General features: G+C 37.5%; 14 protein-coding genes. 5 read left to right on the top strand and 9 right to left on the bottom strand.

Features of this window, described 5'->3' with window-relative positions:
• Positions 1-20 precede the first annotated feature (20 nt).
• The 3 genes from sppA to BUC12_RS06050 all read left to right on the top strand — a co-directional run bounded on the left by sppA (position 21) and on the right by BUC12_RS06050 (position 4,292).
• A complete protein-coding gene (gene sppA, locus BUC12_RS06060; protein ID WP_062177299.1) occupies positions 21-1,826 on the top strand; it encodes a signal peptide peptidase SppA in 1,806 nt (601 codons plus the stop codon).
• Between the two features lie 498 nt (positions 1,827-2,324).
• Positions 2,325-2,852 (top strand): YegJ family protein, encoded by a 528-nt coding sequence (locus BUC12_RS06055; protein WP_062177295.1) that lies wholly within the window; start codon positions 2,325-2,327, stop codon positions 2,850-2,852.
• A 48-nt stretch (positions 2,853-2,900) separates the two neighbouring features.
• Entirely contained in the window at positions 2,901-4,292 is a 1,392-nt protein-coding gene (locus tag BUC12_RS06050; protein WP_062177292.1) for a TPR end-of-group domain-containing protein, read from the top strand.
• Between the two features lie 110 nt (positions 4,293-4,402).
• Here the strand turns inward: BUC12_RS06050 and ccsA are convergent, their stop codons facing one another.
• From ccsA to BUC12_RS06005, 9 genes are all read right to left on the bottom strand, one after another.
• Complete coding sequence (gene ccsA, locus BUC12_RS06045) at positions 4,403-5,188, bottom strand: cytochrome c biogenesis protein CcsA (protein ID WP_062177289.1); 786 nt, start codon at positions 5,186-5,188, stop codon at positions 4,403-4,405.
• Entirely contained in the window at positions 5,185-6,444 is a 1,260-nt protein-coding gene (locus tag BUC12_RS06040; RefSeq protein ID WP_062177285.1) for a cytochrome c biogenesis protein ResB, read from the bottom strand. Before BUC12_RS06040 ends, ccsA begins: the two co-directional genes overlap by 4 nt.
• A 289-nt stretch (positions 6,445-6,733) precedes the next feature.
• The gene (nrfA, locus tag BUC12_RS06035; protein WP_062177282.1) at positions 6,734-8,236 is read right to left on the bottom strand and encodes an ammonia-forming cytochrome c nitrite reductase; all 1,503 of its coding nucleotides are present in this window, start codon (positions 8,234-8,236) and stop codon (positions 6,734-6,736) included.
• A gap of 16 nt (positions 8,237-8,252) precedes the next feature.
• Positions 8,253-8,837 (bottom strand): cytochrome c nitrite reductase small subunit, encoded by a 585-nt coding sequence (gene nrfH / locus BUC12_RS06030; protein WP_062177279.1) that lies wholly within the window; start codon positions 8,835-8,837, stop codon positions 8,253-8,255.
• Positions 8,838-9,087: 250 nt separating this feature from the next.
• Positions 9,088-9,561 (bottom strand): hypothetical protein, encoded by a 474-nt coding sequence (locus BUC12_RS06025; protein WP_062177275.1) that lies wholly within the window; start codon positions 9,559-9,561, stop codon positions 9,088-9,090.
• A 213-nt stretch (positions 9,562-9,774) separates the two neighbouring features.
• The gene (locus BUC12_RS06020) at positions 9,775-10,404 is read right to left on the bottom strand and encodes a DUF4377 domain-containing protein (RefSeq protein ID WP_070808559.1); all 630 of its coding nucleotides are present in this window, start codon (positions 10,402-10,404) and stop codon (positions 9,775-9,777) included.
• A 70-nt stretch (positions 10,405-10,474) separates the two neighbouring features.
• Complete coding sequence (locus tag BUC12_RS06015) at positions 10,475-11,647, bottom strand: cation:dicarboxylate symporter family transporter (protein WP_062177271.1); 1,173 nt, start codon at positions 11,645-11,647, stop codon at positions 10,475-10,477.
• Positions 11,648-11,872: 225 nt separating this feature from the next.
• Entirely contained in the window at positions 11,873-12,376 is a 504-nt protein-coding gene (locus BUC12_RS06010; RefSeq protein WP_087880247.1) for a (R)-mandelonitrile lyase, read from the bottom strand.
• A 7-nt stretch (positions 12,377-12,383) separates the two neighbouring features.
• Positions 12,384-13,094 (bottom strand): carboxymuconolactone decarboxylase family protein, encoded by a 711-nt coding sequence (locus tag BUC12_RS06005; RefSeq protein ID WP_062177268.1) that lies wholly within the window; start codon positions 13,092-13,094, stop codon positions 12,384-12,386.
• A 230-nt stretch (positions 13,095-13,324) separates the two neighbouring features.
• Between BUC12_RS06005 and BUC12_RS06000 the strand changes: the two genes are divergently transcribed.
• Together BUC12_RS06000 and BUC12_RS05995 are read left to right on the top strand one after the other, a co-directional pair.
• Complete coding sequence (locus BUC12_RS06000; RefSeq protein WP_062177265.1) at positions 13,325-13,573, top strand: MafI family immunity protein; 249 nt, start codon at positions 13,325-13,327, stop codon at positions 13,571-13,573.
• A gap of 81 nt (positions 13,574-13,654) precedes the next feature.
• The gene (locus tag BUC12_RS05995; protein WP_062177261.1) at positions 13,655-14,089 is read left to right on the top strand and encodes a hypothetical protein; all 435 of its coding nucleotides are present in this window, start codon (positions 13,655-13,657) and stop codon (positions 14,087-14,089) included.
• Positions 14,090-14,219 lie beyond the last annotated feature (130 nt).

Raw genomic sequence — 14,219 nt, 5'->3', positions numbered from 1 at the left:
ATCTAAAAAGAACAAACAATATGAAGAATTTCTTTAAAACCTTATTAGCCTCTACATTAGGAGTCATTATCGGATCAGCGATATTATCTCTTTTCGCTATTATGATTTTCGCAGGAATAATAGCAGGCATGGGTAGCTCATCGACCTACTCACTGAAAGACCAAACAGTATTATCGATCGATCTGGAGGGTATTCTCAACGAAAGATCAGCCTCGAACCCTCTTGATAAAATTCTGGGTAACCCTTCAAGTATAGGGCTGGATGATATTCTGGATGCTATACAAAAAGCCAAAGAAAATGACGAAGTAAAAGGCATTTACCTGAAAGCCGGACAGTTTAATGGAGGGCTTGCAAATCTGGAACCTATCCGTAATGCCCTGATCGATTTCAAGGAAACAGGCAAATTTATTGTTGCCTATGGTGATTTTTATGCGCAAGACACTTATTACTTAGCTTCAGTTGCCGATAAAATTATACTTAATCCTAAAGGTAGCCTCGATTTTCATGGACTAAGTTCCAACCTGACATTTACCAAGAATATGACCGACAAGCTAGGCATTAAAATGCAGGTATTCAAAGTAGGAACATTCAAATCTGCCGTAGAACCCCTTATCCAGGAAAAAATGAGCGATGCCAACCGTTTGCAACGCACTTCGTATCTGAATGACATATGGGCACATTTATTAAAAGGAATTTCCGACAGCCGCAACATACCCGTAGCGAAGCTGAATGAATATGCAGATAAGTTCCTGATGTTCACCGAAGCGGATTCTCTTATCAATTACCAGATGGTAGATACATTACTATATACACCTGCTGTAGAGAGCTATCTGAAACAACTGGTTAATATAGAAGAAAGCAAGGATTTGAACATGGCAACCGTAGAAAATATGGTTAATGTAAAATCAAAAACAAAAGAAAACAAAGATAACGAAATTGCAATTCTTTATGCAGAAGGTACTATTGTTGATGATGCGGCCAATAATCTGTTCTCAGGAGGAAGCACTATAACTGCAAAAGAATATGTAAAAGAACTGAACAAACTCAAAAACGACGATAAGGTAAAAGCTGTTGTATTCCGAGTAAACTCGCCCGGAGGTAGCGCCTATGCTTCGGAGCAAATATGGAATGCCGTAAAAGAGCTAAAAGCTAAGAAACCGGTTATCGTGTCGATGGGCGATTATGCAGCATCAGGAGGTTATTACATATCATGCGCAGCCAATACCATTGTAGCGGAACCAACTACACTCACCGGATCTATCGGAATCTTCGGTATCATTCCCGACGGAGAAGAACTTGCGAAGAAGATAGGATTGTCGTTCGATGAAGTAAATACCAATAAACACAGTTCGTTCGGAGGTGCACCCTACTCTATTCCATTTTTATTAACGGCTTCTTCCAGAGGTTTTAATGATGAGGAATCACGCATACTCCAAAAATATATCGAAAACGGATACGACCTGTTTATTAGTCGCTGTGCCGATGGTCGTAATAAAACCAAAGCCGACATTGATTCAATAGGTCAGGGACGTGTATGGACAGGTGCACAAGCTCTGAAAATCGGATTAGTAGATAAGCTGGGAGGTCTTGATACTGCTATTGCCCTAGCTGTAGAACAGGCAAAAGTAACAGAATACAGTACTGCAAAATATCCTGTAAAGAAAGATATGTTCTCTCAAATCTTTGAAGAGTCTATGAATAATTCAAAAATCAAAGCAATCAAATTCTTCATGGGTGAGACCGGTTATAATCAGAATGTTACCCGAAACTATTTACAAACATTCGATATCCGTTCTGCTATGATAACAGAACAGGTAAGCTATTAATTTTTATTTTACTACATCTCAATACTCAATTTACTTATTTTGGGAAGGGTCTGCCGGTAGGCAGGCTCTTTCTGTTTTCAACAACCGGTAGACATTTACCGGGTTTCTGCCTCCATTAATTAAGTTATTGACACCGGAAACACTGGTAATCAATCTCTACACTCTTCCTCTCAACAGGAATTTAACTGAGAATAAACCGTTTTCTGAGTTTTTTCAACAATAAAAAAGACTCTATTAACAAGTTATCAACAACTTGTCAACACACAATAAACATACCCCAAATCTTTGGGGAACATTACATAACAGCCACTACATGACACGGAATTACTCTGAGAGAAGACAAATCTTCCCAGCGGAATAATCTTAAAACAAACGAATGATGCCTCTTGTTTAAAAAATTCGCCTTATCTTTGTTAACAAACAATTCACTTATTAATCAGGGATTTTCAACACTAAAACGTGAGTTATAAACACGTTTTCAACAAGATTTGAACAAACATGAAAAAAACAATTCTTTACTTGAGCTTCTTTGCTCTTGTTGGACTATTCACGAATTGCAATAGCGAGAAAAAAAGTTATCAGACAAATACCGAAACTGGTGTAACCAATGTCGATAGAAACGACAAAGAAATGAATGATGCAATTTCTAAAGCTCAATCTACTTTTGATAAATTCGAAAAAGCATTCATTGATAATAAGAAAACAAACAAGTACGAAGATTTTATCGTAAAAATAGGTTTCCCAACCAAGGACGGAAGCGTAGAGCATATGTGGGTATCGGATATCACATACGATGGTAAAAGATTCAGCGGTATATTAGTAAATGAACCTGTAGGCAAAATGACGATCAAGTACGGGGATTCGGTAAACATAGACCAGAAAAAGCTCAGTGATTGGATGTATACCGACACCAATAGCGGCGACATATATGGCGGATACACTATGCAAGTGATACGCAAGCATATGAGCGCAGAAGAGGGTGCAGCTTTTGATGAGCAAATGGGTGGCAAATTTGTAGATCAATAAACCTAAAAATAATTACTTTTGTAACAAACGCTTTTACAAAAGTACACCATGACAGAAGCACAGGTCGATTATATAGCCCATTTACTGAAAGAGGCCAAAGATAAAAATTACAACAAACCGATTGTATTTTTAGGAGCAGGTATGTCCGTTGCGGGAGGGATTCCTCTTGCCGGAGACATTGCCAAGGAAATTTTGGCTACTTACAAAAACAATCCGAAGGTCAGAAATCTGAAGGAAGAAGACCGTACATATAGTAAGCTTATGGCTTGCCTTACAACATCGGAGCGTAATCATTTGCTTAACGGATATATTAAGGAGGCTAAAGTAAATGTGGCTTATATCTATCTGGCAGACCTCATCAAACAGGGATATGTAGATTATATACTGACTGTAAATTTCGACAACCTTATTTTGAGGGCAATGGCAATGTACAATCTTTTCCCTCCTATCTACGACCTGTCTATCCTTAAAGATATGACTACCGATCGTATAGAGCGTCAGTCGGTTACCTATCTGCATGGTACCCATCGGGGGCTTTGGATGCTGAATACCGAAGAAGAGATGGACAGGACAATTTCGATATGCCCTTCTTTTTTCAACCGTATTGCCGAACGCCGCACATGGATAGTGCTTGGTTACAGTGGCGAAGACCGCATATTAGATGCTATTGCCGATCTGGGAAGCTTCTCTAATAATCTTTATTGGGTTACTTACAAAGACAATGAACCCAATCACCGTGTTAAGGGAAAATTACTCGATAGGCCATATGCAAATTCGAGCTTAGTGAGAGGTTATGATGCCGATTCTTTTATGATGCGACTTCATGCCGAACTAGGCTTAAGCACTCCCGATATTCTGCAATCACCATTTACTTCCCTACTGAATACAATTAATTCAATAGTCGATGTAAATGATGATGACATTTATAAAAATGTAAAAGAACGCCTCGAAATAAATAAAAGGCAGATAAAAGATGCTATTAAGCGGTACGAAGAGGGAAATACCCCTAAGGATTATACAGGCAAGAGGAAAGAGATAGACTTATTGAAAAAAGAAATAATAAGCTATACAACAGAGAGTAATTTTAATGAAAACACTCTCAGAATAGAACAAATACGCCAAGAAGTTAAGAAAATAAACAATAAAGATCTCGACAGGGCATTATCTGACTTATACGATAGCTGGGCTTTATCTTTATATAGTGTAAATAGGTATGAATCAGCTATAAACACAGCTTTAAAATCTCCATATCCCAATAATTATCTTTTAGCATGTTGTTATGCAGAACTTAATGAGACCAAAGTTGCCATTGAATACTTAAGAAAAAGCTTTGAAGAGGATAGTTCGAATGAAATATTATCAGCCATAAACCAATATGTTCCCTGGCCTGAAATTCAAAAAGATCCGGAATTTATTGCCTTGCTAAACCAATATAAGTAAAGATAGGAATAGTATATAAACTATCTCAAATAGTCTTTAAAGAATATTTGTTCCATTAAATAGAAAAGGCAGGGTCTCCCCTGCCCCTCAGTGTGCAAATCTATATATAGTTAATTAGAATAAACATGAATACTGCCCTGTGCAGCAGGCAGATAGTTTACCCCTATCCAGGTTATCATCAACAAGATAAAAGCTATAGGCAACATCCACAATACAAAACGTTTGTGATATTGCTGCAATCTCATATGTATAAATACCAAATAAGCAGCACCTGTAATAAATGCCCATGTTTCTTTCGGATCCCAAGACCAATAATGACCCCACGCATCTTTTGCCCAGACTGCTCCCATCAACATTCCTAAAATAAGGAAACCGAAACCGACATATACGATATTATCAATAAAGATATTGAGGTTCTCATCCTCTTTACCTTTACCCAATTTCGATAATTGGATGAACGCCGCAATTACCGAGGCCCCGAACATAGCATACGACAATATATAAACTGTAACATGAGGTACAAACCAATAACTCTGGAGTGCAGGCATCAGGTTGGTAGAATGTATTTCGGGCTTAAATATATTTATACAGGCAAATACTGTTGCCATAAGTGCGGCAAAAGCCAGCATCCATGTATATTTCCAATGCCGGTAAGTAATAAAACCGATCAGGGCAAGAAAGAAAGAATACCACAAACGGGTCTCTCCGATAGTACGCAAAGGCGGGCGCTGTTGTCCGAACCACAATCCGACAATAAAAGCGCCGAATATTACTGTACCCAAGATCATTAATGTATTTGATATCCATTTTTTATCAGTCAGGTATCCCGTTACACCAGCTCCTAACCAACATACGATAGCCGGAATTGCAAACCATAGATATTCATTCCAAGTCATTCTGTATCTCCTTTCCTTTTCTTTTTATTACCGGACCACATTAGACAGACCGAGCCCATTGCGAACAATATAATACCGACATATACAGCCGGTAACCACGGATCGTATACCATTTCGAAACTACTATAGTTAGAAGCTTTGCCTGCTATATTATCATATCCATACTGATATATCATCCAGTCTCCTACTTTCAGAGGTTTATTAACTTCCAGTTCAGCACTATCTACCCGTTCGTCCTCAGTATATACTACAATATCGGACATAAACCTTTTCGGTTCCGCCTGAGTCATTACCAATCCTAAAGTTTCGGTTAAGGGAGCCATCATATACAGTTGTGCAATACTTCCTCCGCAGACCCAGTGCGAAAAGCTCTTCCCTGTTTCCGTGTTTGTAATTTTCACCAATACTGCAGGGGTTGCTCCGGGCATGGGTACTTCTGTATAAGTACTGTCACTGTTGCGTACTGCCTGATGTATATATTTTTCGACACGGAGTTCCCATTTGTCCAATCGTCCTTCAGGATACCGTTCATCTATCTGAAAATAATCCGGCTTGCCTTCCGGCTGTGCTTTACCCGACTCCCGGTCTATGATAGTCAATTTAGGAGGATATTCCTCCATCACAAAATCGTTCAGTTGAATAGCTATCGGCAACTCCAGAATATCCCCGTGATCGCTATACACACGCCATTCGGTCTCACCTTCATATACATACATCACGTAACGACGCAGGTCTGCTGCTCCAAGTCCTGATGCAAATAATAATATCCATAAACCAATATGATTAAAATAAAAAGCATAATCACGCCAGTTGAAACGAATCAACCGCCGGACAATTAGTGAACCCAGTGACAACAATGTCACAAAATATACCAGAACAAAAGCCCAACATGATGTTACCTGCGTTAGCCCTAATAGAGTCCAAATATCATGTGCATGAGGATCCAGCTTCTGCATTTGCGGAATCAATCCCATAGCGATTCCCAGAACCAGCAGACCTCCGATCAATGATACGGAAAAGGGAACCCCTGAAAACCACTGGTAAAACTGGGTATTACGGGCAAATGCAAATAACAGAAGAAACAGTATCATTCCACTACCGACCACAATATTTAGAGGATAGGCCAGTTGAACAAAGTCAACCTTCCCTACGGATAATTGTAAGGCAAACCCGACAATCACTAATCCGATGACTATAAGTATACTTTCGGTATACCTCCAAGGGAATTGCCAGACAGATCTTTTAGTGCTATTCATTCAAAATTATTTTTTTAATCAGTGATCTTAAAGATTATGATATCAGGATACTATATCTTAAAGACTTTAAATATGCCGCAATTAATACTAATATAAAATGAATTAATGAAATAGACAAAATTTACACTATAGATTCGGCTATAATTTTTTGGGAACTATACCGGATTATAGCAGTAAATAAAAAGTAATGTATCGTTCTTATTTGTTTATCTACTTATTATTCAAAAAAAAACTTGACTCTTGTCAGTGACAAACATCAAGTTTTTTTAATTTATGCTATTCAGACAAATTAGCTTTCTGCAATTAAGCGATTATTTGCTTTAGCTTTTTCGAGCCATTTCGGGACAACTGTTTGTATCCATTTTGCCTTATTTTCATTTTCTTTTTTCATATCCAGACCGATATAAGCCTGCGCTTTAGCTTTTGTAGATACATCAGGCATTACTACATCGCCGGACACTCCGTGTGCAAATAATATCTTTTGAAGTTTAAGCTGAGCCTGCATTGCTTTATCTAAACTATGAGAAAGGATACGTTGTGTTTCCACCGGTGCATGGAATGATCCTCCATGCGAAGCCGCCACGAAGTCCCAACGCCATTGTCCATGACGAATATCTTCCAGAGCCTGCTTCATTTCGGCATCTGTAGCACCATTATCCCATGCTGCTTTTGCCATGACATGAGCCTTTACCAACTCGTTTTCGACACGGTCACGAATTTCAAAAGCTTTATCTTGATACTCATATACATAGTTACGAAGTTTTTCTTCGCTATCACGATGGCATGTCTGGCAAGTACCCGACATATTCTTCAACGGACTCATTATCTGGTGATCCGAGTATTTGATACCTCCGTCAGCTTTGTATGGCATATGGCAATCGGCACATGACAGACCTCTCTGATAGTGAGGCCCCATCATAAATAATTCGTAATCGGGGTGTTGAGCCTTCAACATCGGAGTCTTACTCAAGGCATGTGTCCAGTCCGAAAACTGTACGCTATCGTAATAAGCTTCCATAGCTTCAACTGTGAATCCTTTATCCCAAGGGAAAGTTAGGTATTTTCCATCACCTTTGAAGTGATATTCTACATGACATTGAGCACAAACCAATGAACGAAGTTCTTGTGTTGTTGCTTGTTTGATATCTTTACCTTGACGCTCAAACGCTTCTATTAAAGCTGGGCGCGTAATGGTCAGATCCATTGTCTTCGGGTCGTGACAATCGGCACATCCTATAGGATTTACGATTTCGGCTCCTAAATCGCCCCATTGAGCTTTGTAAAAGTTTTCGATTCCCATTTCATTCATCATACGAGGTACGTCGGGGCTCTTACAAGTCCAGCAAGTTGCAGGCTGAGGCCCATCCCCTACATTCTCAGGGCAACCTGTACGCAATGTATTGCGGATATCTTCCAAAGCATGCATATGCCCACGAGGCGCTTTGTATTCTTTAGCGAATGCATATCCGGCCCATAACACAACCATATCGGGACGTTGCTCAAGTACATCGTCTTCCATATTTCCCTGATGTTTACTACGGAAATCCATATCTGCTGTGCGCTTCCATGTTTCATACTCACGCGGATAGTTTAGTCCCCAAAGTTCATTTTTTGCTTCGATTGTATCGAACTCAACTTTTTTATTATTAAATATCGATGCAATTTCGGCACGTCGCTCAGTCACTGATGCAGCGAATAACCCAAGTAGAAAAACGATCACCATTACAGCCAGAAATAATGCCCAGCCTATGATCGGTTTTTTTCTAATAGCTTCTGATAGTTTAGTTAACATAGCCTAATATTGTTTTTTAGTTATTTTTCGTCATTTGTCTCTTTAACCAATCGGGTACAGGCGATTTCGGTAATGGAGCAAGAGCATTGGGTGTGGCTGCTATGCTGCTGGCTGTTCCGTGCGCAACATCCCTGTGGCAATCCCAGCAAGCTTGTCCGTTTCCTTTTTGTACATCCTCGTAACACTTAAGCCCCGTTTTTGCCAATGTCGTATTTAAGTCTAAATGGCATCTGATACAATTATCCATTATCACACCTAAGCTAGCCTCTCGTGCCCTGATAGCCATAGGTTCTGCTCTCATAGTAAAAACAGCAGCATGATAAAGCCCATCCTGTGCTTTGAATGCATACTTTTCTACAATGTTGTCATGAGGAACATGGCAATCATTGCAAGTAGTCCATTTCGCATGGGAACCATGTTCCCATGTCGCATAATAAGGCGTCATTATATGGCAATTGATACAAGCTTCGGGACTGTCAGATAGATACGAATAAGCCCGGGACATATATACGGTATATGCTCCTAAGCCTGCGATTATCCCTCCCATAATAAATAAGGGAAGAATAAATTGTGTTGGTAGTATCTGTAAGATTTTCTTCATACGAACTTAGTTGATCATCTCAATAAAAAGAGAGGTATTTTCCCTATAATACGCTCCTCCTAAAAACAAATAAACTAAAAAAAAGAGACCCATCAATAAGTTATAGATATAATTTATCAATATTGTTAAAATATTATTATTATTCTAAAAAAGGCTAATAATACGGCAAAATAAATAAGGTGAACAGTAAAAAAACAGATTCAAAGGCTTCTTTATTAACTATATGTTACTAAATCCAACAAACGACCGCTTATTTCACTGCAGCCAGATCAACTAAATAGTCCGTAATATTTTTCAACTCGGTTAACCGGAAGGCTCTGGTATCTATATCTGTAAATTGTTTATCATAATCATACACCAGAACATCTCTTTGAGGTGTGAGATATAAATAATAATGAATAATTGAGTCTCCTTCTTCTTCAATTATATACATTACATTATAATCATTTTCAGTCGGTTGACGTCCATCGTTATTTGTCGGGTTAAAATAAACTTCGACAGCTAAGTCTTTTACTATATAATGAGGGTTATCCTTATAATTCGGACAATAAGTTTTCCTATCACCATGTTTTATAACATAAGACCTTATTTGCTCGAAATCATAAAAATTAAGCTGGCGGTTAAAGTCTATCAAAGTCTTATTATCGGCCTGTTGGGCCCACCCTGTTATCGAATAGCAACAGTAGAAAAAAGCTATAAAATATTTATACAGATATATTTTCATCCCGACCGTTAACTAACATTTTAGAAATCCCGATTATAAAATCAGAAAACAAACCTAAGTATAAAATGATTCCAAAAATAGATTTAATTTTAATACCATGCAATTCATCCATAATAAACTATTAATTATAAATATCATAACTAATAAGAGCCTGTAATAAAATAAAAAAGCACAACCTTTTATAGTTGTGCTTTTTTATTTTAAGAACTGATTTTATTTAAGATCTATAACATCTGTTTCCAGAAAATAAACACCTTTTGCATGAGCCGGATGCTTACTTTTTGCCTTGAATACATACTCCCGCCCTTTTACAGGTTTTACTGATGGCGAAGGAAGCAATTCACAATAAACAATATCCCCCGGTTTTACAAATGTATCGGTAGAGCTTGTCACTTCTATTCCGACAACTAATACACCAAACTGCCCCTGAGCCGCGCCTCGTCCTATTGTTGCATCCTCGATAGAAACTACTTTTCCATTTATCTGATAACCTGTATTACGTGATGGTATTCTGGGTAATCCGGTTGAAGTTGTCCGGGTCTTCGATATTTGCTTTACCAGAATATACCGAAAAGACGATGCATCTGCGGGAGTATTTTCGCGTTTTTCAGTTTTCACATCCAATACGTACTCGTATCCTTCTTCGTAATTAAAGCCTTCTATCCTGCTATAGAAAAATTGCCAATCGGCTTGGTTTCCAACTTTTACATACATACATTTCTGAGGCGCTACACCTACACAATCGCCATATTCCGATGCAACCCTGTAACGGGTCGTTTTAGAAGATGTACACGCACTAACTGCTAATAATACCAGTCCATAAAAGAGAATAAGTTTTTTCATCTTGATATTCTTTTTTCACATTTATATAGGTATAACAGTTTCGAATGTATTTAGTTTTTAACAGATAGGTTCACCTTACTTCCAGATTCTCTTTATCAGCATAGCTACTCAGAGCCAAAGTTAATGCTCCGTCGCTGGTAATGTTGTGTGTTGTTCCAAAACTATCGAGTAAGGCAAAAATAGTGATCATTAGAGCTGTACCTGCCTCATCGATACCTAAAACAGTATGTATCAATCCTAGTGACGTGATAAGTGTTCCGCCCGGTAATCCGGGAGCTGCTATCGCAAATATCCCAAGTAAGGGTATGAAAATAATCATCTTCTCGATACCGGGCATAGTTCCGTATAAAAGTTGCGATACAGCCAGGGCTAAAAATACAACATCCAATATAGAACCTACAAAATGTATATTCCCGAACAACGGAATAGCAAAGTCTCTTATATCATGCCTCAGGACAGGTGATTTTTTTGTCTGGTCTATCGCAACTCCTAAACTTGCGGCCGACGATTGTGTTCCCAATGCTGTCAGTACAACCGGTCCGTAATATTTCAGTACTTTCCATGGGTTTCTCCCCGAATATATTCCTGCTGAAATATACAAGAAACTAATCCAAGTTATGTGGCACAAAACTGTGATCAGTAAAATTGCAAGGAAAATCGGTAACCGGGAAGACAATGCTCCTTCGTATGCTAAAATACAGAAATTGGCAGCAACGAAAAAAGGTAATAACGGGATCAGAAACTTTTTTACCATTACAAATACAAGATCCTGAAACTCATAAAGCGCCGATTCTATTTTATCGGCCTTTGTCCAAACGATAGATACGCCCAACATCAAAGCTAAAACGAGGGCACTTAATACAGACATTAAAGGAGGGATATCAAGCCGGAAAATCATCTCAGGGATCTCTTTTACGCTTTCCGAGACGGGTGTTATATTAAGAAGCGGTATTGTTATATAACCTACTACGGCTGCCAAAGATGCACTGCCGATACACGAAATATATGCTAATAAGATCGAAATAAACAACAGGCGGGAAGCATTAGACTTCAACCTAGTAATTGATGGCGTTATGAAGCCGAAAATCAGGAGGGGAATTAAGAAAAATATGATTTGCCCGAGCACATGTTTTATTGGTAAAATTACTTCAATCATCCTCTCTGTTGCTACAGTGCCTATCAGCAATCCAAGAATGCCTCCCAACAGAAGCTTTACTGTTGTATTCGAAAATAGTTTCTTCATTGTATTCTCTCTTGTTTATACTTGTTTGATCTACATTTTAACACAAAGGAACACAAACCAAACAGAGAGAAAAATACCATATTTGAGGTATCTGTATCATGAAGGTTTTCGCTTTTGTAATTGCTATAATCTGCCTAAAAGCAAAAAAATAAAGTGCCATTAAAACCCGGCACTTTATACAAATCATCTAACTATCTGTTTTTCTACAACTAGAGATTTGATTAATCATTTGTCAACACTGTCGTATTCCTCATCATTAACAGGTGCTAACCATGTAACCGCACTATTGTCCTTAACGTTAGAGATAGCGATATGGACAAGCTTTGTTTCCTTTGATGCTCCGTGCCAATGTTCTATATCCTTCGGGATAGCAACAACACTTCCCTTTATCAGTTCCTGTGCAGGTTTTCCTCTCTCCTGATACCATCCCCGACCCTCGGTTACCAACAATACCTGTCCGGCCGGATGGGTATGCCAGTTTGTTTTACTACCGGGTTCAAAAGTTACTTGTCCGACAGAATATAATCCTTCTATCTGATCGGGATTTACAAGTCCCTGAACATGTACTTCTCCAGTAAACCAATCCGATGATCCGGGATCTCCAAGAGGAAAAACCGATAAACTTTTCTCATTTGTGTTCATATCTTCTTCTTCTTTCTGATTATTACTACACGATATTACAACTGTACTAATTATTAATAACGCCAATAACTTCGTTTTTCTTTTCATAAACTGATTATTTTCTACTTTGTAATACTTTATTTAAAATATCCAAGCCTGTTTTTGCTTGCTCTTGCCCTATCGAACTCCCGATTACTGAGATAATTTCTTTCAGTTGAAATTCTGTAAGTCCGGTATTCATGCCCATGCCCAGATGAGATTGAAGCATTGGCTCGACTCCCTTCATAGCCATTAATGCAGAGATAGTAGCTATTTCCCTCTCCTTATATGTGAGGATATCCCTTTCGAAAATATCCGCGAATAAATGTTCTTTTAAGAATTGATCTATAACAGGAGCAAAAGCGTTAACTCCCGAAGGGGCATTTTCGGGACGATTAGTCAGTTCTTCCAATACCTTTTTACCCTTTGCATATTTATTTTCACTTTCAATTACCGGAGATGCGTCTTTCCCAATTGTATCATTTATACCGCCGGCTTGCCTTTCCTGTACCACAGCCATAAAGGTATTAAGTCCATGTAAGCTCCGGGGGAATCCGCAATAAGCATACATCTGGACGAGTACCTCTTTTATCTCATTTATAGTTAACCCATTATCAAGACCTGCATTTAACTCTTTTTTAAGTTGTTCGAGATTGCCGACAGCCATATTTGCTGCAATGGTCACTATTTTTTCCTGCCTTTTGTCTATACTATCCATATCCTGAGCATTTAAATTATTTGATAAACTAAATAAAATCATCACAAGTACAATGCTTATCTTCTTCATAAATATGATTAAGTTTGTTTCGGTAACAAAGTTATAGGAGATAAACCAAATACACTTTTGCCTAAAAGCTCAAATAACTTTGTTGTCAGGCTCAATTATTTACTTATACATTTAAAGTAAAAAAGACTAACCATGATTTGGGGCTACAAAAACAAGACCTAGAGCTCCTGTGAGGTATATAAAAGAAGGAGTTTATGAGGAACATAACAACCAATAATTATTAAGAAGATATGCAACAAGATTTAATAAAATTAATTAGCGATGCAAAAAAACTTGGTTTAAATCAAGAATTAATTAACTGTGCTCTAGAATATTTGGAGCATAAAGAATATGGACTTGCATTAGATACAATATTAGAACAATTATATGAGTATGACATTACAATAGATAAGAGTTTCCATGAATTAGCAAATTCTATATTAGATAAGATGAACCAAGACAAAAATACTTATTCTTATTTAGAGAAACTTTGTAAATAAACATATAATAGTTTCTTATTTATATTTAGTTTATCAGTATTTTATCTATACAAAAAACAAAAGAATGAATAGAAAAATAAAATGGATGCTTTCAAAAGACAGATATGGGAAAAAGATAATCTCAATCTTGAGTATAGTTCTTTAAATAATTTGCAAACTCAGCATATATTATATAAAATTGAAAAGTTATGTAATATATCTGTTGATAGTATCAACGATGCCACTATTTTTATTAAAATATGCAAGAGGCTTAATAAAGAATATATATTACTAAATATTAATGAAAAAGATGGATTCAGCGATTTATGTTCACTATTAAAATTAGATATGCGCCAAACTTCTACTGTTTATGTAGTATGGAATTATAATGAAATAGACAAATTTAGAGCATCGGTTTTACATTATTATTGGAATTATATATGGTACGGAGCATCTGATGAGATGTGCTTACTTTATTTTTCAGATATTGAAGTATTAGTTATGATAACTGATTATGGAAATATTCTGGTAATGTAGTAAATTAGAAGAAGCATGTATTTAGGAGAATTTCGGGCAAAAGCCTTTTTTACCCAACATTAAATGCAGAGGAGTCTGCCTTAAAAGCAGCTCAACATGCAGACAATGTTGGTCAATAGGTTAAAATAAA

Source organism: Indolivaga macrotermitis (genome assembly GCF_900128985.1).
In the GTDB taxonomy this organism is placed as follows: Bacteria; Bacteroidota; Bacteroidia; order Bacteroidales; family Dysgonomonadaceae; genus Dysgonomonas_A; species Dysgonomonas_A macrotermitis.
This window is presented reverse-complemented; position numbering and strand designations above follow the sequence as displayed.